A 19,948-nucleotide genomic window follows, 5' to 3' on the forward strand; every position below is an offset into this window, starting at 1 on the left:
CCGGAATGCGCGCCCGGCCGCCGGTTCACGGCGCGCTCTCCCCGCGCCCGGCCTCCCGGTACAGGGCGTGGGCCTCCTCGGTGAGGTCGATGCCGGTGGGGCACCAGACGATGCAGCGGCCGCAGCCGACACAGCCCGAGCTGCCGAACTGGTCGTGCCACGTGCCCAGCTTGTGGGTGAGCCACTGGCGGTAGCGACTGCGCGGGGTGGCCCGGACCGGACCGCCGTGGAGGAGCGAGAAGTCCAGGTCGTAGCAGGAGTCCCAGCGGCGCCAGCGCTCGGCGTGGTCACCGGTCAGGTCGGTCACCTCCTCCGTGGTGGTGCAGAAGCAGGTGGGGCAGACCATGGTGCAGTTGCCGCAGCTCAGGCACCGGGCTGTGACGTCGTCCCAGCGTGCTGCCTCCAGGTTGTCCCGCATCAGCGTGCGCAGGTCCACCGGCGGCATGGACCGGCCCATGCGTTCGGCGGCGGCGTCCACGGCACCGGCCGCGGCGGTGCGGGTGGCGGTGTCGGCGCTGCGCCGAGGCAGCTCCGCGAGGACCGCGGTCCCCTCCTGGCTTCCACTCCGGCACAGGAAGCGGTGGCCTGCGTCGTCGGTGATCTCGGTGAGGGCGAGATCGTACCCGCCGTCCACGGCCGGTCCGGTGCCCATCGACACGCAGAAGCAGGTGGCACCCGGCTCGGTGCACTCGACCGCGACCAGGAAGGCTCCTGTGCGCCGGGAGAGGTATGCGGGGTCCCGGTGGCGGCCGCCGGACATGACACGGTCGAGGATGTGGATGGCCCGCAGATCGCAGGGGCGGACGCCGAGGAACGCGTAAGGGACACTCCGCGGTTCCTCCTCGCGCACGGTCAGCCCGCCGTCGGGACGGCGGTCCGCGCTCCACTGGCGGACACGTTCGGGATGCAGGAACGACTTCCACGACTGCGGCCCCGCGCTGTGCGCGAATGCGGCCCCGTCCTCGCGGCGGCGGGTCCGGTACCGTCCCGCCTCCAGCTCGACCCCCCAGCCGTGGGGAAGTTCGTCGGCGGACTCCAGCTCGTCCAGGACGATCGCGCCGTCGCGCACGGTGGGGCCGACCACCGTGCGACCGCGCCGCCTCAGGACACGCACCAGCGCGTCCAGGCCCTCACGGTCGAGCACCGCCTCGGTTCGTCGGCCGGGGACGGCTGCGGCACCTGAAGCGTCGGTCATGGTCTGCCTCTCGTCTCCGCGCCCCTGGGCCCGGGGAGGCGCGGGCTCCTCCGTCACAGCGCACCGCGACGCGGCCGTACGGCGTGTGATCACCACGGACAGCGTGCCAGGTGCGCGGCCCGCGGCCTCCGAAGCGGTTCGGCGTGTCCCGCCGAAGGGCCGGCCTTCCCCGCGCCGCTCCGTCTGCCGGTGCTCACTCGGCCTGCGCGCCTCGGGCCGGGGTCCCGGCGTGTCGTCCGATGTCGGCCTCGGCCCGCAGGGCCAGATGCCGCACCGCACACGCCACCGCCGGAGTGAGCCCCCTGCCCGGCGAATGATCCGCCCCCTCGACCGCGTACACCACGAGGCGGTCGGGACCGCGCCCGAGGCTCTCGCCGAGGCGCAACGCCTCGGCGAGGCCGAATCCGTGCGTGCTGTGTCTCCCCGGGTGGGCCGCGCGCAGAACTTCGCCCGGGCCCCGGCACCACCGGTGGATCCGCCCCGGGCGCGCCGAAGGGGGGAAGCAGGCGTCGACGACGACGGTCAGACCGGCGCCCTCCCAGAGCGCGATCAGCCGGCCGGGATCTCCGCCGCACTCGGCGAGAACGGTGCCCGGGGGCAGCGGTCGCCGCGCCGCCCGGTCCCGCAGCAGCCCGACAACGGCCCACCCCGCCCCGTCGTCCCTCCGGAACTCGTTGCCGATCCCGATGACCGCCGTACCGGCGGAGGGTGTCATCGCTGGGCTTCCCTCTCCCGACGACATCGCGGTGTGCGGCGGTCTCGCCGCCGTTCGGGACGCGGGGCCGGCGCGTTCGCGGCACCGCCCCCGAGGACGGCCGTCCGCCCCGACCATGGTCGGCGACGCATGCGGTCGTGCGATGCATCGACACACCCGTGGAGCCCACGGGTACGGCGGACGGCCGACGGCGGAGGCGGCACAGCGGCCGCGGGCACGACCACCGCTGTGCCCGCGGAGCCGGAAGGCGCCGTCCGCCCGTACCCCGCGGTCTCGGAACGGGGTGGGCACCGTGGGGCACCTTCCGGCTCCCGGTCCCTTGCGACCGGGGCGGTGTCCTAGAAGGCCGAGACCCAGTACGGTTCGAGCGTCATGGTGCCGTTGCCCCGCGCGCCCCTGAAGGAGCCCGTGCTGTTCCGGGCGAGGGTGTACCAGGAGTCCACGTAGTCGGGATCGTCGGTCCACCAGTGGTCGGGCATGGCGTCCAGCACGGCGTTGACCAGCGGGACGTAGGCGCCCATGTCGATGATGGTGAGCAGGGCGTCGGCGAGGGCCTTGGCGAGCGACCGGTAGTTGGTGCCGCCGTCCTCCTCCATCATCACCACGTCGGCGAGGTTGTACTTGTAGTACGACCAGTTCACCAGGATCTGGTTGGGCTGGTAGGTCCTGCCGTCCTCGTCCAGGTACGGCATGTCGACCGGGTCGACACGTACCTTGCCGTCCTGGCCGAAGCCGGCCACCAGCGAGTAGATCTCGGCGTCGCCCTTGATCCAGGGCTCCTCGTCGTCGGACAGCCTCACGGAGGTGATACGGCTTGTCCAGAAACCATCGCTCGCGGTGCTCGGGGAGTCCACCGGTTCGGACGTGGGGAGGCCGTGCCGGGCGAGTTCCTCGCGCAGGACGGCCATGCCCGCGGTGACGGCCCGCTCGGCGTCGACACCGACCACGTAGACGGGGCGTTCGGGGAGCCGGTGCGCGTCCAGCGTGTGGGAGCGGCCCGTGCTGTCGTAGGCGGTGACCTTCGTGGCGCCGTCGTCGGCGGGGGCGGCCGCCACCAGCGGCTCGGCCCCGGCCTCGAGTGCCTCGCGCATCGACTCGTCGGCGAGGCGGAGCCGCAGCAGGGGGCCGGCCTCGGTGCCGAGGCCCTTGGCCGCCGCGAGATCCCGGTCGGCGTCGGCGACCACCGATCCGAAGTCCTTGGCGGTCTTGGACGGGTTCTTCCCCGCGAGATCGCCGAGACCGACCTCGTCCGAGGTGAGAGCGGCCTTCTGGATCCGGGCCCGCCAGGCGGAGTCGGAGAGGGAGGCCGCCAGTGAACGGGCGGTGCCGTCCTCGATCGCGGTGACGGTCCCGGACCCCCGGGAGGTGTCGGGCGGAGCGGAGGCCGAGGCGATCCCTTGCGTGCCGCCGAGGCCGAGGGAGAGAAGGGCGGCGCACACGACCGTGGTTCTGAACCGGTGTCTGATCACACGGATCTCCTGTGGGGGAGTGGGGCGGATACGTGAGGGGTGGTACACGGATGCGGACGGCCTTTTCTATGCGGGTAGAAGTCGCCCGCGTCGCCTAGAATGACGATGACATGCCAATGCGGCAAGGGGTGAGATCAGGACACCTCCGGCTCCGGCCGGGAGACCCCGGAGGCGCCGCGCGGCACCCACCGGCGGGCCGGGCGGGCTGGCCTGCCGGGCCGCCCTGAGGATCAGGGCTTCGTTGCTCCGGTGCCGAGGGAGGTCGGGAACCCGCGCTGGCCGGCGAGGAAGGCCCCGACCCGGCTGGCCGCCCTGCTGTGGCCGCTCCGAGCGGTCGCGGACCGTTACGAGGTCTTCGCGGCCCTCGCCGCCGTCCGACCGACCCGGCTGGCCGAACCGGGCCGCCCCACCGGGACCGAGTGGTCCTCGATTCCCGCCTCGGGCAATCCTCTGCGGGACGCCCACAGACTGACGCCGGAGTACGCGTCGAGGAAAGCACCGACCGCGCGCACGTGGCCGAGGTGGTCGTAGACGCGGTTCGCCGTCTCCCCGGTGGGCGTGCCGAGGGGAAGGCCAGGGAACCCAGTCGTGTTTCGAGCCGTTCGGGCGCCGAGATGGGTTCCAGGATCTGCCGCGAGATCTGCGCTGCCTCCCGCATGGTCCTGCTCCCGTTTTCGGTGGATCCGTCACGCCACCTTCCGTGAACCTCTCCGGCTGTCGGCTTCCGCCGGTCTGCGATCTTCGGCAGAGGTGAACGACTCCGGTGGGGCGACGGGTGTGGTGGGTGGCGCGCTCGGGGGCAGCCGGCAATCGGCCACACCGGTCACGCTCCCTCCTGTCCTTTGGGGCCGGTGCCCATGGCCGTGCTGTCAGGTGGGGGTGATCAGCCCGTTCTCCACCTGGAAGTCCTCAGTCGGTGAGCAGCCGATCGACGGTGTGACCAGCAGGCTGACGGTGACCGGTGCGGGCTCCGTCCCGGCGGTGGAGAACTCGCACACCGCGTGACGGCCGGTCAGTGGGAACCAGAACCAGGCGCCCGCCTCGCCGATCAGAGCACGGTCGGACTCCCTCCACGCACCGTTCCTGAGGGCGAAGACCTGGAGGCGTACGGATGCCGCGAGCGGATCGGTCTGCGACCTCACAGCGGTGAGTGTGAACTTGAGGTCCCGGCCCAGGACCGACGTGGCGATCCGTCGCCGCTCCGCCGCCCGAGGTTCAGTCCGCGGTTCCTTCCCCTGACCCGCCGCCGGCCGGCTCGCAGAGCCGGCCGGCGGCGGGTTCGGCGGGCCGCCGTTGGTCGCGCCGACCGTGACGGTCGCGGCCGCGACGGTGGCCAGGGCGACACCCCGGCCCATGCGTGTGCGGAAGTTCTCGATCACGACGTCTCCATGTGTGGTGATTGCCGCGGTTGGCGGAGGCACTTCGCGTCGTCCTCGATTTCCCGGGTCTCACGGCCGGTCGGCGGCTGTGCCGGCATCGGCCCGGAACGACGGGCCCTCCGCCCGGTTCGACCCCCGTCGCTGCGTCCCGGGTGACGCCGATACCGCCCGGCGCGGCTACTTGCCGGGGAAGGACGGGGGCAGGGGCGTCGGTGTCCCGGACGTACCGCGGCCGCCCCCGGTCCGATGAGGCTGCGTGTCGGAGACCTCGAACACGAGTTGCCAGGCCGCCGGTGTCAGCACCCGCTGTGTCACCTGGCCGCGCGCCTTACGGAACCCCCCGGTGCCTCCGGTGATCGCGTTGACGGCCGGGACCGGTGCCGGAATTCCGGTTTGCTCGCCCTGGACGGTGATCTGTCCTTCCGGAAGTACCGCGGTCGACGAGCACTGTCCCGCGTTGCGTTCGAGGTCGGTGATGACGCAGAACCCGCCGAAGCGACCGACGGAGCGCTCTTCCGGCCCCTCGGCCGACACCAGGTTCCCGCTGAAGACGAACTGGTCTCCGACACTGCGGCCCGTTGCGCCCAGATCCAGCTCCTCGCCGACCTGCAGCCGGGCCTCTACGCGGATGGTGCGGCTTTTCCCCGAGGAGGCGTCGGCAGGGTGGGGCGCCGCAGTCGCGGCTGTCTTCCGCGGGGCCACGTCGGCCGAAGCAGAGCCGATGAGGGCGAGTCCGGCAGAGCCGCTGAGAGCCGTGACGGCGAGGAATATGAAGGACCTGCCAGCGAAGCCCATGGTCACCTCCGTGTTTGCGGGGACGAACAGAATCAGGGCTGCCCGGGTTTTTCCGGAGCCGATGTCGCCGGACGGCGACGCATCGGGTCGACATCACAGAAGAAAGGCGGCCGAGCAGGTCCGGGGACCGTGGGCGCGAACGTACGTGGAGGCCCGCGTCATCACTGGGAGAGTTCGTCGTGCTCACCCTCGTCGTGACGGTTTTCGCCCGGATCTACTCGGAGCGGACTCTCCTTCAGAATCGGATCACGGTCCGGAGGAGAGGGACCGTCGGGCCTCTCGCCGAACCACCCTTCAGCGGCAACGCTAGCGGCCGCGGTGGCGGCGCGCTCGGCAGAGGACCGGGTCTGAGGCCATTGGAGTGCGTTTACCGGGACCGGAGAGCGTGGACTTCGCGTGTGACAGATCTGTCCGGTCGAGCACGCGGGTCCCGGCCGATCACCTCGGTCCGGGGCAGTCCGGGGCAGCCCGGGGCCGCCGGCGGCCCCGGACGACCCCTCCCCGGCCACGTCCCCGCGGTAGGCGGTCGCCGGGGACTCCGAGCCCGGCTTGGCCGTCGCCATCGGGACTCGACGGCCCGAAGGGGACGCGGCACGCCGCGGCTGTGACGTCAGTCGCTCCCGGAGGCGGGGGCGACCACCCGCTCGGGCCGGACACCGGTGCTCTCCACGTCGACGCGGGGCAGCCGGCGGTCGAGCCAGCGGGGCAGCCACCAGTTGGCGCGTCCCATCAGTGCCATGGCCGCGGGAACGAGCACCATCCGGACGATCGTCGCGTCGAGCACGATCGCGGTCGCCAGGCCCAGGCCCATCATCTTGACGAGCGGCGAGGGGTTGGCGACGAAGCTGAGGAAGACCACCGTCATGATCAGTGCTGCGGATGTGATCACACGGCCCGTGGCCGCCATGCCGCGCGCCACCGACTCGGTGTTGTCGCCCACGGCGTCGTATTCCTCGCGGACTCGTGAGAGCAGGAACACCTCGTAGTCCATGGACAGGCCGAAGAGAACCGCGAAGAAGATCGTCGGCAGGGGTGAGACGATCGGGAAAGTCCCCTCGAGGTTGAACAGGCCCGCGAGCCAGCCCCACTGGAAGACGGCGACCACCACACCGTACGCGGCACCGATGGACAGCAGATTTGTCACGGCGGCTTTCACCGGTATCGCGATGGAGCGGAACACCAGCATCAGCAGCAGGAACGACGCCACCAGAGTCGTGCCGACGAACACCGGCAGGGTGTCGGTGAGTTGCCGTGTGAGGTCGTCGGTCATGGCGGTCACGCCGGACACGAGGACGTTGTCCGGCACGAGATCGCGGACGCGCTCGAGCGTCGCGGACGTCTCCGCGTCCGAGGGAGCGGTGGCGGGGAGAGTGGGCAGCACCACCGTGTCTCCGTCCGCGGACGTGCGGGGCTCACCGACCGCGGCGATGCCGGGGTCGGCGGCGATGCGCTCGGACAGCGCCGGGACGTCCCGGGCGTCCGCGCCGGGGCTTCGCAGATCGGCGACGACCAGCAGGGGGGAGTTGAAGCCGGGACCGAACCCCTCCGCCAGCAGGTCGTAGGCGCGGCGATGGGTGGTGGTGGTCGCGTCGTCGCCCGCGTCGGGGAAGCCCGTCTCCATGCGCAGCGCGGGGGCCGCCAGTGCGAGGAGCGCCGCCGAGGCGACGATCAGGTACGGCCACGGCCGGCCGGAGACGTGGTGGGCGAAACGCCACCACACCGTGCCCTCGGGCCCGTCCGCCTGACGCTTGCGGCCCGGGACGCGCCGCTTGTGGACCCGGTCGCCCAGGAGCGACAGCAGGGCCGGCAGGAGCGTGAGGGCGGTCGCCGCGGCGAAGAGGACCACCAGCGAGGTACTCAGGCCGATCGAGGTCAGAAAGCCCAGGCCGGTCAGCGCGAGTGCGGCCATCGCCACGATGACGGTTCCGCCGGCGAAGAGGACCGCCGCGCCCGCGGAGCCCATGGCGTTGGACAGAGCCGTGGTGTTGTCCTGGCCGGCGGCATGGTTCTCGCGATAGCGGGCCATGATGAACAGGGCGTAGTCGATGCCGATGCCCAGGCCGATCATGGCGCCGATCGTGGGAGCGGCGGTGGAGACGTCCATGGCGTTGGCCAGCAGCGCGATGCTGCCCAGGCCCGCGGCGACCGCCACCAGGGCGAGCGCTATGGGCACCAGTGCGGCCACGACCGTGCCGAACGCCACCACCAGGGTGATCAGTGCGGTCAGCAGGCCGGCCGCCTCCGCGCCCGATGTCGGTGTTTCGGCGTTGATGAAGATCGCGTCGCCGCCCAGCTCGGCGACGGCTCCGTCCTCCCGTACGGGCCCGACCGCATCGGCCAGGGCGTCGACCTGCGCGGGATCGACGTCCATGGGCGGCACGTCGAAGGTGATCCGGGCGAAACCGATCCGCCCGTCGGGCGAGACCGTGCCGGCCGTGAGGGGATCGGTCACCGTGACGACGTGCTCCACTTCGGCGATCCGTGCGACCGCTTCGTCGATGGCGGCCCGGTGGTGTTCGATTCGTCGCCCTTCCGGTACGGCGAAGACCGCCATCGCGCTGCCTCCGGACGCTTCCGGGAAGCGGTCCTCGAGCAGTTCCATCGCCTCTTCGCTCTGGCTGCCGGGAGCGGTCAGGTCGTCGACGAACGAACCGCCGACCGTGCCGGCCATGGGCAGTACGAGGAGCAGGGCGACCGCCCAGGCGGCGACCGTGACCCACGGCCGGCGGGCGCTCGCCCCGCCGATGAGACGGGTGAATCGGTTCATGGATGCGTGGGCTCCTGTCAGAGGGCTGCCGCCGGCGTCTCCTCGCAGCGCCGACGGCGGAAAACGCGGGCGGATCCATCGTGGGCGCCGCGGCCGCCGCTGTCCCCGGCCGCCGGAGGGGTTCGGTGCTCCTGCCCGGGGCGGGTGGACCGAGGCGGCGTCTCCCCCCGGCGGCGGGGGACCGGGTCCACCTTCCGACGGGTTACCGCGCCTTTGACCTGCGATTACGATGTCCTGCCGGGTGCGTCGACGATCGAGGTCAGAGCACCGGACGCCTCTTGATGGAGCGATGATGAACCGCACGGTGCAGCCCGCCGAGACGCTGGTCCGCAGCATGCCGGCCAGATTCCGCGGTCCCTTCGTCCGCTGGCCGCGGGCCGCGGACGCCGTCCTCGCGACCGCCGCGTTCCTGTCGGCGGCGTTCCTGCGGGACACTCCGGGGGACACCGTGGCCGTCCGCCCGGTCACCGACGTCCCTCTGCCCGTCCTCCTGCTCTACGCGGTGGCCGGGGCGGCGCTCTACCTGCGTCGGCGCAGGCCGATCGCGGTCCTGTACGTGGTGCTCGCGGTGTGGGCCCCGACCCTGGGCAGCGGCTACTCCACCCTGGGCGGGACCGCGGTCATCGCGCTCTACGGCGCCGGACGGCACACCGGCGAAAAACGGTGGAGTCCTCTCGGTGCCGTCGCCGCGGCCGCCGCGGTCACGGTCGACGGCCTGCTCCGTTCCGTTCCCTGGGGAGAAGCCGCCTTCGGCTGCCTGGTCATGTCCGGGGCCTGGTACGCCGGCCGGCGCCTGTGGCTGCGCGCCGAGCGCGGCGTCAGAGTCCGCCGGGAGCAGGCCTCCGAGGCACAGCGGATCGTCGCCGAGGAGCGCACCCACATCGCCCGGGAACTGCACGACGTGGTCGCCCACCGGGTGAGCATGATGACCGTGCAGGCCGGTGCCGCCCGGATGGTGGCCGCCGAGGATCCCCGAAGTGCGCTCGAGGCGATGACCGCGGTCGAGGAAGCGGGCCGCCAGGCACTGGACGAGCTGCGGCACCTGCTGGGAGTGCTGCGTCCGAAGGCCGAGCGCGACGGGCTCGGCCCCCAGCCCGGTCTGACCGACCTGCCCCGGCTCGTCGCGCAGGTCCGCGACGCGGGGCTGCACGTCTCGGTCACCGACGGCCTCCAGGCCCCGCTGCCGGCCCGCGTGGAGCTTTCGGTGTACCGCATCGTCCAGGAGGCGCTGACCAACGTGCTCAAACACAGCGGACCGAGCACACACACCGAGGTGCGCCTCCGGCACGACGAGTGCGGCCGCGGAGTCACCGTCGAAGTGCTGGACGACGGCCGGGGCACCGCCGCCCGGCCCGCGCCGAACACGGCACGCGCGGGCGCTGGCGGCCACGGGATCGTCGGAATGCGGGAGAGGGCCCTGCTGCTCGGCGGTAGTCTCGATGCGGGACCGCGGCCCGGCGGCGGATTCCGGCTGGCCGCCCGTCTGCCTGTCCAGGGGGAGTCCGTATGACCGTCCGTGTCGTCGTCGCCGACGACCAGGCGCTGGTCCGCCGGGGCTTCACCATGATTCTGCGGATCGACGACGACATCGAGGTCGTGGCCGAGGCGGGCACCGGGATCGAGGCGATCGAGGCGGCACGCCGGCACCGCCCGGACGTGATCCTCATGGACATCCGCATGCCCGGCGTGGACGGCCTCGAAGCGACCTCCCGGATCCTGCGGGAGGCCGACTGGGCCGTGCGCGTGCTGATCCTGACCACGTTCGACCCGGACGAGTACGTCTACGAGGCGCTGCGCGCCGGTGCCAGCGCCTTCGTCCTCAAGGACATCCCGCCGGAGCAACTCGCCACAGCCGTGCACACCGTGGCCGAGGGAGGGGCGCTGCTGGCGCCGTCGATCACTCGGCGGCTCATCGACCGGTTCGCGGAGCGGCGCGTCGTCGGCGCGGCCGCCGCGGGCCGTGTGGGGCGTCTCACCGAACGCGAGCGAGAGGTCGTCATCGCCGTCGCCCGGGGGGCGAGCAACTCGGAGATCGCCGAGCGGCTCCTCATCGGCGCCGCGACCGTCAAGTCGCATGTGTCGAGCATCCTCGCCAAGCTCGGTCTGCGTGACCGGATCCAGATCGTCATCTTCGCCTACGAGAGCGGACTCGTCGAAGCCGGCGACCACGACGTCGGTCACTGAAGGGTCCGTTTCGCCGGCGCGCCGAGCCGCGTCATCGGCATGGGCGGTGACCGGTGGTTAGGAGCGTGGGCGGGCCGCCCCGGGCGCGACCGGCGTCCGGGGCGGCGGGGGCGTCACCGCCACCGGAGTGCGGGAGGTCGCGGCGCGAACCGCGCGGGGCGCGTGCGAACCGGCGGGCTGTGCCCGTCCGGATCCGTGATCACGGTCAGACGGTGACGGATCCCGTCGCCAGAGGTGTGGTGACGGACTGGAGGGTGACGGTGGCGGAGAATGCCTGCCTGCCGTCCTGCGAACCGGTGACGCGGACGTGGTGCAGGTCCCGGCCCCGGTCGGCGGAGGCGGTGTCCTCCGCGAGGATGCGGCACGGCCGGTCGAGTTCCACGTAGTGCGAGAAGGCGGTGTCGAAGGCGACGGGAGTCGTCCGGTGGGGCCGGGTGGCGGACACCGCGGCCTGGCCGCAGGCCTCGAGCAGGACCATGCCGGGTACGTGGTCGTGGGGATGGTCGAAGAGGACCGGATGGCCGGTGTCGACCCTCAGGTTCCAGGTCCGGGGCTCGTCGCCGGTCGCGAGGACGACATCCGACGGCCGTCGACGCCCCGTCAGGGAGGGTTCCACGGGGGACGGGACGGGAAGTGCCCGGGCACAGGCCCGCCCGGCGTCGGCGTACCGGCCGCGCAGCCGGTCGTAGATGGCCGGGGGACAGGCCGTGTACCGCACCTGGGCGCTGCCCAGCAGGGTCTCTCCGAGTGCGGCGGTGACCGAGGCGCTCAGACGTGCCGTCCCCGATCTTCGGCGCGTGACGGGTTCGTAGGCGACGACGAGGCGCAACGCCGCCGTGTCCGCTCCGGTGCGCAGGGCGTCGGGCGCCACGGTGGAGGTGAATCTCTCCCAGCCCAGCCGGTAGCCCACGGGGATGTCGAAGGCGGCGTGGGTTAACAGTGCCAGAGCCTGGCGGACGCTTTCGGTGAACAGGTGGGGGCCGTGCGTCTCTGGCGTCAGGGTGTAGAAGCGGTGGACCCTGGGCCAGTGCGTGGTGACGGCGTAGGTTCCGTCGTGGTTCGGGAGCCAGCCCGTGACCAGGACCTCGGCAGGGTCGGTCTTGCCCACGCATCGGCCGAGGTCGGTGAGGAGGGGAGTGGTGCCGAGAATCATGTGATCCTTCCCGGAGTGTCATCGTTCGTGTCGTGTCTCCTTCTGGAAACACCTGAACATAAAAGTAAATACGACTATGTTTTCTGTCGAGAGGGAAACGAGGGAACACATGACTCGGGTAACGGGCAGGCGGGCCGCGCTGCAACAGAAGAGGGCACTGCGCACGCGCGCGGACATCCTGCGGGCGGCGGCGGAGGTCTTCGCGGAGCGGGGCTTCTCCAGGGCCACGCTCACCAGCATCGGCGATCGGGCGGGAGTGACCCTGGGCGCGGTGTACTTCCATTTCAGGAACAAGGAAGAACTCGCCCGGGCGATCGTCCAGCAGCAGCCCGACAGGGTGGTCACACCGGCCGACTCGACGGGACTGCAGTACGTGGTGGACGTCACCGTTAGCTGGGCCCACCAGGTACTGGAGGACGTCTTCCTGCTGGCGGGCGCCCGGCTGGTGATGGAGCAGGAGTTCTTCGTGGGCTCGGAGCAGAACTCCCACCGGCAGTGGAGCCACGTCGTGGCCGAAGGGCTGGCGCTCGCCAAGCGCAGGCGGGAGGTGCGCGCGGCCACGGACGTGGAGGCCGTCGCGCGGCTGATCGTCAACGCCTGCACCGGAGCCCAGATGCACGCCCACCTGGAATCGGGGCGGGCGGATCTGCCCTGGCGCGTGATGGACATGTGGCGCTGCCTGCTCCCGGCCATCGCCACACCGGCCACGCTCGCCAGGATCGAGCTGAGCGAGGCCCGCGGCCGGCCCCGGCAGGACCCCGCGGGCGCGACGCCGAACGCCCGGGCGGGACAGGCGCCGTGAGAACTATGCTCCTGCGGCAATCTCCATTCGCCGCAGGAGCATTCACACAACGGGGGCCGCATGCTCACGGACAGGACCGTCATGATCACCGGGGCGTCCAGCGGGATCGGCGCCGCCGCCGCGCGGGTCTTCGCCGCACAGGGCGCGCACGTGGTGCTGATGGCGCGCAGGGCCGGCCTGATCGGGGGGCTCGCCGACGAACTCGTCGCCGGCGGAGCGCGCGCGCTCGCCGTACCCGGTGATGTGACGTCGGCCGACGACGTACGGCACGTCGTCGCCGAGGCCGTGCGCCACTTCGGCCGGCTGGACGCGGCCTTCAACAACGCGGGATGGGGAACGGCGGGGCTCGCGGTCCACGAGGTCCCCGACGCTATGTACGACCAGATCATGGACGTGAACGTGCGCGGTGTCTGGAACTGCCTGCGCCACCAGATACCCGTCATGATCGACCAGGGGGAGGGCGGGGCCATCGTCAACACCTCCAGCACCGCGGGGCGGTTCGCCACCGGCGCGGTGGCCCCCTACGTCGCGGCCAAACACGCAGTTCTGGGGCTGACCAAGGCGGCCGCGGCCGAATACGGGGGGCAGGGGATCCGCGTCAACGCCCTGGTCGTGGGCAGCACCAGGACTCCGCTCATGGAACAGGGGGCGGACCTCCGGGAGGCCGCGGGCAGGCCCTCCGGGTCGCGGGCCATCCAGCGAAGGCTGGCCCACCCCGCGGAAGTGGCCAACGCCGCGGCATGGCTGTGCAGCGATCTCGCCTCGTTCGTCACCGGAGCCGAGATCGCCGTGGACGGTGGGGTGGGCGCCGTCTGAACGGTACGGCGGCGGGGGTGCGGGGGATGCCGCGAACCGCATCGCGCGGCATCCCTCTTGCGGGGCCGGACGTACGCGCCGGGAGGAGGCGTCCTCAGGCCGGCACCGGCTCCAGGTCCCGGGCGGGGGATCGGGGCGGCGAGCCGAGGAGTGTCCGGTACGCGTGGGCTGCGGACACCAGGGTCATGTAGTGGTGCCAGCCCGGATAGGAACGGCCCTCGAAGTCCAGCAGGCCGAAGTCCTGCCTCAGATCGCGTACCGCGTCGGCGGTGTCGGCCCAGCATCCGACGAGTGAGGAGAGTTCCGCGGCGCGGCGGCGCACTATGTTCGTGATCCACACGACGGAGGGGCGGCGCCGGTCGGTGAACAGGCGGTAGACGCGCCGTTCCCGGACACCGGGCATCGCCGCCGCGGGCAGGCGGACCAGATCGGCCGGTGCGCCCGCGTTCCGGTGCGTACCGCGCAGGCAGCCACCGACGACGGATCCCGCGCGCACCGTCCCGGCCGAAGGCAGACCGTGCCGGACGCCCGGCGTCGTGAGGGAGTACGGATCCCGTTCGGCCGCGTCGAGGGGCAGTACCGGGAAGTCGGCCGACACGGCGACCACGAAGTCGTGCCGCTGACGGGCCAGCAGGCGGGCCAGGTCTCCCGCCTGCCAGCCGTCCCGCAGGTCGGCCACGAGGGGGAGCGGGGTCACACCGGCGTGCCGGTGCAGCCGGTCCGCCATGTCGAAGGCGTCCCTCCCCACCGGCTGCGGCCGGATGTCACCAGGAATGCGGGCCTGTTGGCGGAGGTGGGGGAGCATCCAGCGCGACGGGAGGTGGAGACGCCAGTCGACGGACACGGCGGACCCGCCGCCGGACAGGAAAAGTCCCACGCCGACCTGGCAGTTGACGGTCTGGCCCAGACGGGGAACGAAGCGCCGGTGCACCCCGCAGGAATGGTCCCCCCGTTTGGGCAGGACCGTCGTCGCGATCGTCCAGGCACGGGGTCTGAGCCGCTCCTCGGCCCACCGGGCCACTTCGTGCCGGACCGGTTCCCACTCCCAGGGACTGGAGTTGACGAACTGCTGCAGGGACTGCGACGCCGTCGGGGAGTCCGTGACGGCGGCGGCCAGGCGCCGGACGGTCTTCTTGCCCGGCGCGGTCAGTAAACCCAGCAGGTAAGCGTGCCCCCAGCGCCGCTGGTCCGCACGCTGCAGATGAGCGAACACCCTGTCCACGAAGCCGGAGAACTGGTCGGGGGTGACTGGTGCGTTGGCGGAAATCGGACGGAGCGACGACATGGCGGTCCTTTCCCTGGGAGACGTCTCTTCGGCCGCCATAGAATAATTGAATCAACTATGTTTTGAGTGGGGCGGGAATCGGACAACATGCGCCGGGGTAAATCGCCGTCTACGCGGAACCAGGGCGTCCGCCACTGGCCGGAACAGATCACCTCGCCCTCCCGTGGCAGGGAGCCGGGCTTGATGCGGTCGGTGCGCGAACGCGACGCTGTGCTCCCCCACCTGCGAGATCGACCGAGGATCCCACGTCGGTACCCGTGCCGTGCGCCGAGCCGACGGCATCGCGACACCGGTGCGCGCCGCGCCCATGGTGCCGAGTGGACTCCCGTTGCGTGACCGCAGCCCCGCGGTAAGGAAGTCCACCCCGGCAACGGTCCCGACGATCAGCTAGCACCACGGAGCATCAGATGCAGGCGAGAGCAGCGCGAACACGACAGGCCCTGGTGGACGCAGCCGCCACGGAGTTCGACCGCCATGGCTATGCCGGCACGTCGATGGTGCAGGTGTGCAGGGCCGCGGGCATCACGACCGGTGCCCTGACCTTCCACTTCGGTTCCAAGAGCGAGTTGGCCGATGCCGTCCAGGGCCGTGGGTGCGGGACGGTCCGCGCCGCCGTCGACCGCGTGAGGACCGCCCCGCGCCCCGCGCTCGACCTCGTCGTCGAACTGACCGTGCGCCTGGCCCGTCTTCTCGAGGACGACGCCACCGTGCGGTCGGCCGCCCGTCTGACGCGCGAACGGCCCGGCGCCTACCCCGGTGGCTGGTCGGCCTGCTGGCTGCCGACCGTCCGTGAACTCGCCCACCGGGCGCAGCGCATGGGCCAGTTGCGCGCAGGTACACCTCCCGCAGCGGTGGCCAACCTCGCGGCGTACCTGCTCGCCGGGACCGAGACGGCCACCCGTGCCGCCCTCGAAGCCGCGCGGAAGCCGGACGCCGCGGAGCAGCTCCAGCAGCTGTGGGGCATCGCTCTGCGCGGTATCTGCGCCGACCGCGACACATGACCCACCGGACCGGCCGCGGCCACGGTCCACCGGACTCGTGGCCCGGCCGGGACGCGGCGCGACAGCCACCCCGTACCCGGCGCCCGTACGAGACTTGAGCAAGTCGGCGTTGCCGCCACGGGGGCGATGGGAAAACCTGTGCCCGGACCACCCCGTCACAGGAACGCCCCGCGGGCGTGGCGGGCGCGCCGCCGCCCGTCCGCGGGAGCACGCCCCGTACGGCACGCCGCCCCGGAACACCCTTCGGGGCGCTTCGCCATGCCCTCCTTTTCGTTGAACGACTCAATCCGCTTTTGCTTGCCGGTGGCATGACCCAAAGTGGACGGCGGATGTCGCTTATCCCCCTCGCTCAACCTCTCGCCAATGGCAAGGATTAAGTCCGCAGCCAACCGGAACGACAGCCCGGCTGAGGTCCCGCCGTCATTGTTTGGAACCCCCGACCAGAGGTCCCCAGGAGGATTCATGGCGAAATCTGAACGCATTGACGCAGTCGTCGTCGGCGGCGGGATCGCCGGGTCCGCGCTGGCGGCAGCCCTTGCCGGTGACGGGCACCAAGTGCTCCTCCTTGAGCGGCAGACCGTCTACCGGGACAAGGTCAGAGGCGAGGTAATCAATTGCTGGGGAGTCGAGGAACTTATCCGGCTGGGGCTTGAGGAATGCATTCTCAAAGCCGGCGGTACCTATGTCGACCGCTTCATCGGATTCGACGAGATAGTCGATCCGGAAACCGCCAGAGCCAGAGCCCTGCACCTGGACAAAATGCTCCCCGGGATACAGGGGGTCCTCGATGTCGGACACCCCGAGGCGTGCGAGGCGCTCTCCACCGCGGCCCAGGAGTCAGGAGCCACCGTCGTACGCGGGGTGGGTGATGTCCTGGTCACCGGCGGCCTCGAACCCACCGTGCGCTACGAGCACAACGACATCGAGTACGAGGTCCCCTGCCGCCTGGTGGTCGGGGCCGACGGGCGGATGTCCACGGTGCGCCGACAACTGGGCATCGGCCTGACCCAGACTCCGCCGAACTCCCTCGGTGGCGGGATGCTCGTCGAGGACCTGCACGACTGGCCCGTGAACGTCACCTCGATCGGCACCGAAGGCGACCTGCTGTACTTCGTCTTCCCCCGCGAAGGCGCCCGTGCCCGCCTGTACCTGCTGCACGACGTCTCGCAGAAGGGCCGCTTCGCCGGGCCGAACCGCCATACCGAGTTCCTTCAGGCCTTCCGGCTCCACTGCATCCCCGACAGCGAGATGTTCGCCGAGGCCACCCCCGCCGCGACCTGCGCCTTCTACCCGATGAACGACGCCTGGGCCGACGCGCCCTTCGCGCCCGGAGCGGTCCTGGTCGGGGACGCGGCCGGGTGGACCGATCCGGTCGTCGGACAGGGCCTGTCCATCGCGCTGCGGGACGCGCGCATGGTGCGCGACTGCCTGCGCTCATCCGGCACCTGGGAGCCGGAGATTCTCCACCCCTACGCCCGCGAGCGCGAGGTGCGCATGCACCGCCTGCGGATCTCCGGCTCCGTGCGCACCGCGATGAACATGACCTTCACCCCCCGCGGCGTCGCCCGCCGCAAGGCGTACGCGGAGGTGTGGCCCACCGACCCCGTACTGGCGGGGTCGCGGCTGGCCACCTTCAAAGGCCCCTTCCAGGTGCCCGCCGAGTCCTTCGACCCCGAGGTCGTCGAGCGCCTCCTCGCCCTGGGATGACCCGGGCACCCGAAGGCCGGCCCACCAGTACAGGACGCCGCCCCGCACCGAGGGCGGCGTGTACACCGAACGCGCATACGGGAGGAACCACATGCACATCAGGACCGCCGCCGGCGATGAGCTGATCCGCAAGAACGGCTGCGACATCCGCCAGCTCTACCCCTGGGACGGCGTCGTCACCCCGCCCTGGAACAGCACCCTGTGCTCCATCCGGCCCGAGGAGTCCAGCACCCCGCACGGCCACGACACCGATGAGACGTTCATCTTCCTCAGCGGCCGGGGGCACGTGCGGATCGGTGACGAGGAGCGCGACGTCGCGCCGGGCGACGTCATCTACATCCCGCACGGCACCAACCACGTCGTCACCAACACCAGCCCGGACGATCCGCTGACCTTCGTCAGCATCTACTGGCTCCAGCCCGCCGCACAGTGAGGGGAAGTCCTCCATGACCGACGCCCCGCGCGGCACCGAACCCGGTCGGCGGCGCATCAACGTCACCTTCTCTCCGCCCACCCCGAACGGTGACCTCCATCTGGGACACCTGTCGGGGCCGGTGCTGGGCAGCGACGTGTGCGCACGCGCCCAGAAGATCCACGGGCACGACGTGGCCTTCGGCACCAGCACCGACGACAACCAGACCTATGTCGTCACCACGGCCGAGCGGCTCGGCACCGACCCCGAGTCGCTGATCCGGCACGCCTTCGACAGTGTGACCAAGACCCTCGAACTGGCGGGCGTCGACGTCGACCTCTTCGAGCGCCCCGACTCCGGCTACACCGCCTTCGTCGAGGACTTCTTCACCCGCCTGTGGCGGCACGGGGCCTTCGACCGCCGCGAGGTGGACCTGCCCTACGACGCGGCCTCGGACACCTACAGGGCCGAGGCGTTCGTCACCGGGCGCTGCCCGACCTGCCTGGCGTACGCCCGGGCCGGGGTCTGCGAGACGTGCGGCCTCTACAACCTCCCCGGCGCCCTGCTGTCCGTGGCCGGCTCGGCCTCGGCCCTGCCCACCCGCCGGGTCCCCATCTGGGTCCTGGACCTGGAGCGCTACCGCACGATGCTCACCAACTGGTACCGGTCCTCGGACGTGAGGCTGCGCCCCGACCTGGACCGTGTGGTCGCCCAGACCCTCGCCGGACCCCTGCCGTACATACCGATCACCTATCCCGGCACCTGGGGGATCACGGTGGACTGGGACGTGCCCCACGGCCTCCCCCAGACCGTCAACGCCTGGCCGGAGATCTACGTGGGACACGTGTACTGGCTGCGGCGGGCCCGTGAGGGCCGCCAGGCCGGCTGCGACGAACTGGTCCAGTTCATCGGCATCGACAACGGCTTCTACAACGCGTTCGTCTACGTGGCGCTGTCGCTGCTGGCGGCCCGCCACGGACTGCCGGTCGACCTGCCCCGGACCCGCACCCTCACCAACCAGTACTACCTGCTGGAGGGCCGCAAGTTCTCCACCAGCAAGGGGGACGTGCGCTGGGCCGGGGAGTTCCTGGAAAGCGTCGGCCGCGACCGCACCCGCTTCGTGCTGTCCCTGACCAGCCCGGAACTTCAGCAGTCCGAGTTCAGCGAGCCGGTGGCCGCCTTCACCCTGGCCACCCGGTTCGACACCCCTTTGAGGACCGTCGCGGAGGCCCTCACCGCCGCCGCGGCCGGACGCCGCGTCGACGCCGAGCCCTCGGCCTGGTGGAGGACCGCGCTCGAGGCGTCGCGCCGGCGCTTCGAGGACGCCTACCGGCTGGAGACCTTCTCCATCCGCAAGGCGGCCGAGGCACTCGCCCTGCACCTGGAGACCCTGGCCCTGCGTTGCGCGGACCTGGACGCCGACGACCCCGGCGACATCTGCGGCGCGCTGCAGTTCCTGTGGACCCTGCGCACCCTGGCCTGGCCCCTCACCCCGGACCTGTGCGAGCAGGTGTCGAACGCCTTCGAGGCCCCCTCGACCGCGGGAACCACGCCCCTGCTGGCGGAACTCGACCACCGGCCTCCGGGAGCCTTCACAGGGCTCGCAGCCGGCCGCACCCCCTCCTCCGGTGCGCGGGACGACGCACCGGCCGCCTGACCCCGCCCGACACCGGCCCGACCGGGCCCGCCGTACCCCCTTTCCCGTGCCGACCGGTACACCACCTGCCGCAAAGGAGTCGCGTCATGCTGCGCACCTTCATGCACTCGAAGATCCACCGTGCGACCGTCACCGACAGCAACCTCAACTACGTCGGTTCCATCACCATCTCGCCCGAACTGCTCGAGGCTGCCGGGATAGGCGTCCACGAGCTGGTCCACATCGTCAACATCAACAACGGCGCCCGGTTCGAGACCTACACCATCCTGGACGACTCGCCCAAGCCCCCGGCCGGGCAGATCGTGATCAACGGAGCCGCCGCCCGCCTCGTCCAGCGGGGGGACAAGGTCATCATCATCAGCTACGCGCAGCTGACCGAGGAGGAGCGGGGCGGTTTCAAGTCCCGGGTCGTCCACGTCAACGACGCGAACGAGATCACCGAGACGACCCTGCAGAGTTCCTGAGGCGCACCACCGGCCCGTTGCCGGCAGGCACCGCCCGTACCGCCGGCGGGGCGCCGGAACATCCGGCACCCCGCCGAGCGAGGGACGTCCCACCGGCGGCCCGGGCCACCCCGCCGCGAGACGGGGCCTGTGCGAGACGGGGCCCAC

General features: G+C 71.5%; 17 protein-coding genes. 9 read left to right on the plus strand and 8 right to left on the minus strand.

Translation table 11 applies throughout. From position 1 onward, the window contains the following. Positions 1-25: 25 nt before the first annotated feature. From ACGRHY_RS25655 to ACGRHY_RS25680, 6 genes are all read right to left on the minus strand, one after another. Positions 26-1,195 (minus strand): 4Fe-4S dicluster domain-containing protein, encoded by a 1,170-nt coding sequence (locus ACGRHY_RS25655; protein WP_394637669.1) that lies wholly within the window; start codon positions 1,193-1,195, stop codon positions 26-28. Positions 1,196-1,388: 193 nt separating this feature from the next. Next, positions 1,389-1,910 (minus strand): hydrogenase maturation protease, encoded by a 522-nt coding sequence (locus ACGRHY_RS25660; RefSeq protein WP_394637670.1) that lies wholly within the window; start codon positions 1,908-1,910, stop codon positions 1,389-1,391. A 338-nt stretch (positions 1,911-2,248) separates the two neighbouring features. Then, complete coding sequence (locus ACGRHY_RS25665; RefSeq protein ID WP_394637671.1) at positions 2,249-3,379, minus strand: DUF3103 family protein; 1,131 nt, start codon at positions 3,377-3,379, stop codon at positions 2,249-2,251. An 869-nt stretch (positions 3,380-4,248) separates the two neighbouring features. Further along, the gene (locus tag ACGRHY_RS25670; RefSeq protein ID WP_394637672.1) at positions 4,249-4,758 is read right to left on the minus strand and encodes a hypothetical protein; all 510 of its coding nucleotides are present in this window, start codon (positions 4,756-4,758) and stop codon (positions 4,249-4,251) included. Between the two features lie 177 nt (positions 4,759-4,935). Then, complete coding sequence (locus ACGRHY_RS25675) at positions 4,936-5,553, minus strand: allene oxide cyclase barrel-like domain-containing protein (protein ID WP_394637673.1); 618 nt, start codon at positions 5,551-5,553, stop codon at positions 4,936-4,938. Between the two features lie 610 nt (positions 5,554-6,163). Next, positions 6,164-8,320 (minus strand): MMPL family transporter, encoded by a 2,157-nt coding sequence (locus ACGRHY_RS25680; protein ID WP_394637674.1) that lies wholly within the window; start codon positions 8,318-8,320, stop codon positions 6,164-6,166. 289 nt (positions 8,321-8,609) lie between these two features. Between ACGRHY_RS25680 and ACGRHY_RS25685 the strand changes: the two genes are divergently transcribed. Continuing rightward, positions 8,610-9,830 (plus strand): sensor histidine kinase, encoded by a 1,221-nt coding sequence (locus tag ACGRHY_RS25685; RefSeq protein WP_394637675.1) that lies wholly within the window; start codon positions 8,610-8,612, stop codon positions 9,828-9,830. After that, the gene (locus tag ACGRHY_RS25690) at positions 9,827-10,504 is read left to right on the plus strand and encodes a response regulator (RefSeq protein WP_394637676.1); all 678 of its coding nucleotides are present in this window, start codon (positions 9,827-9,829) and stop codon (positions 10,502-10,504) included. Before ACGRHY_RS25685 ends, ACGRHY_RS25690 begins: the two co-directional genes overlap by 4 nt. A gap of 205 nt (positions 10,505-10,709) precedes the next feature. Here ACGRHY_RS25690 and ACGRHY_RS25695 read toward each other — a convergent pair whose 3' ends face one another. Beyond that, the gene (locus ACGRHY_RS25695) at positions 10,710-11,657 is read right to left on the minus strand and encodes a ScbA/BarX family gamma-butyrolactone biosynthesis protein (RefSeq protein WP_394637677.1); all 948 of its coding nucleotides are present in this window, start codon (positions 11,655-11,657) and stop codon (positions 10,710-10,712) included. A 109-nt stretch (positions 11,658-11,766) separates the two neighbouring features. On the opposite strand from ACGRHY_RS25695, the gene ACGRHY_RS25700 reads away from it, so the two are divergent. Further along, positions 11,767-12,459 carry a ScbR family autoregulator-binding transcription factor gene (locus ACGRHY_RS25700; RefSeq protein ID WP_394637678.1) on the plus strand — a complete coding sequence of 231 codons (693 nt, stop codon included), beginning with the start codon at positions 11,767-11,769 and terminating at the stop codon, positions 12,457-12,459. A gap of 60 nt (positions 12,460-12,519) precedes the next feature. Beyond that, positions 12,520-13,275: an SDR family NAD(P)-dependent oxidoreductase gene (locus ACGRHY_RS25705; protein WP_394637679.1), complete on the plus strand. Its 756-nt coding sequence runs from the start codon at positions 12,520-12,522 to the stop codon at positions 13,273-13,275. 94 nt (positions 13,276-13,369) lie between these two features. On the opposite strand, the gene ACGRHY_RS25710 is transcribed toward ACGRHY_RS25705, so the two are convergent. Next, on the minus strand, positions 13,370-14,560 hold the full coding sequence (locus ACGRHY_RS25710; protein WP_394637680.1) for an IS701 family transposase: 1,191 nt from the start codon (positions 14,558-14,560) through the stop codon (positions 13,370-13,372). A gap of 407 nt (positions 14,561-14,967) precedes the next feature. Between ACGRHY_RS25710 and ACGRHY_RS25715 the strand changes: the two genes are divergently transcribed. From ACGRHY_RS25715 to panD, 5 genes are all read left to right on the plus strand, one after another. After that, the gene (locus tag ACGRHY_RS25715) at positions 14,968-15,561 is read left to right on the plus strand and encodes a ScbR family autoregulator-binding transcription factor (RefSeq protein WP_394637681.1); all 594 of its coding nucleotides are present in this window, start codon (positions 14,968-14,970) and stop codon (positions 15,559-15,561) included. 462 nt (positions 15,562-16,023) lie between these two features. Next, the gene (locus ACGRHY_RS25720; RefSeq protein ID WP_394637682.1) at positions 16,024-17,268 is read left to right on the plus strand and encodes an FAD-dependent oxidoreductase; all 1,245 of its coding nucleotides are present in this window, start codon (positions 16,024-16,026) and stop codon (positions 17,266-17,268) included. A gap of 91 nt (positions 17,269-17,359) precedes the next feature. Further along, complete coding sequence (locus tag ACGRHY_RS25725) at positions 17,360-17,701, plus strand: cupin domain-containing protein (RefSeq protein ID WP_394637683.1); 342 nt, start codon at positions 17,360-17,362, stop codon at positions 17,699-17,701. A gap of 13 nt (positions 17,702-17,714) precedes the next feature. After that, complete coding sequence (locus ACGRHY_RS25730) at positions 17,715-19,337, plus strand: class I tRNA ligase family protein (RefSeq protein WP_394637684.1); 1,623 nt, start codon at positions 17,715-17,717, stop codon at positions 19,335-19,337. Between the two features lie 86 nt (positions 19,338-19,423). Then, complete coding sequence (gene panD, locus ACGRHY_RS25735) at positions 19,424-19,801, plus strand: aspartate 1-decarboxylase (RefSeq protein ID WP_394637685.1); 378 nt, start codon at positions 19,424-19,426, stop codon at positions 19,799-19,801. Positions 19,802-19,948: the final 147 nt, after the last annotated feature.

Origin of the sequence: Streptomyces shinuiensis, from assembly GCF_043660855.1 — a bacterium.
Classification (GTDB): domain Bacteria; phylum Actinomycetota; class Actinomycetes; order Streptomycetales; family Streptomycetaceae; genus Streptomyces.

Bases quoted from the DNA above. Each gene is read 5' to 3' on its own strand.
- panD (WP_394637685.1), top strand. From the start codon at position 19,424: ATGCTGCGCACCTTCATGCACTCGAAGATCCACCGTGCGACCGTCACC.
- ACGRHY_RS25695 (WP_394637677.1), bottom strand. From the start codon at position 11,657: ATGATTCTCGGCACCACTCCCCTCCTCACCGACCTCGGCCGATGCGTG.
- ACGRHY_RS25715 (WP_394637681.1), top strand. From the start codon at position 14,968: ATGCAGGCGAGAGCAGCGCGAACACGACAGGCCCTGGTGGACGCAGCC.
- ACGRHY_RS25720 (WP_394637682.1), top strand. From the start codon at position 16,024: ATGGCGAAATCTGAACGCATTGACGCAGTCGTCGTCGGCGGCGGGATC.
- ACGRHY_RS25730 (WP_394637684.1), top strand. From the start codon at position 17,715: ATGACCGACGCCCCGCGCGGCACCGAACCCGGTCGGCGGCGCATCAAC.
- ACGRHY_RS25690 (WP_394637676.1), top strand. From the start codon at position 9,827: ATGACCGTCCGTGTCGTCGTCGCCGACGACCAGGCGCTGGTCCGCCGG.
- ACGRHY_RS25710 (WP_394637680.1), bottom strand. From the start codon at position 14,560: ATGTCGTCGCTCCGTCCGATTTCCGCCAACGCACCAGTCACCCCCGAC.
- ACGRHY_RS25655 (WP_394637669.1), bottom strand. From the start codon at position 1,195: ATGACCGACGCTTCAGGTGCCGCAGCCGTCCCCGGCCGACGAACCGAG.
- ACGRHY_RS25675 (WP_394637673.1), bottom strand. From the start codon at position 5,553: ATGGGCTTCGCTGGCAGGTCCTTCATATTCCTCGCCGTCACGGCTCTC.
- ACGRHY_RS25685 (WP_394637675.1), top strand. From the start codon at position 8,610: ATGATGAACCGCACGGTGCAGCCCGCCGAGACGCTGGTCCGCAGCATG.
- ACGRHY_RS25680 (WP_394637674.1), bottom strand. From the start codon at position 8,320: ATGAACCGATTCACCCGTCTCATCGGCGGGGCGAGCGCCCGCCGGCCG.
- ACGRHY_RS25705 (WP_394637679.1), top strand. From the start codon at position 12,520: ATGCTCACGGACAGGACCGTCATGATCACCGGGGCGTCCAGCGGGATC.
- ACGRHY_RS25725 (WP_394637683.1), top strand. From the start codon at position 17,360: ATGCACATCAGGACCGCCGCCGGCGATGAGCTGATCCGCAAGAACGGC.
- ACGRHY_RS25660 (WP_394637670.1), bottom strand. From the start codon at position 1,910: ATGACACCCTCCGCCGGTACGGCGGTCATCGGGATCGGCAACGAGTTC.
- ACGRHY_RS25700 (WP_394637678.1), top strand. From the start codon at position 11,767: ATGACTCGGGTAACGGGCAGGCGGGCCGCGCTGCAACAGAAGAGGGCA.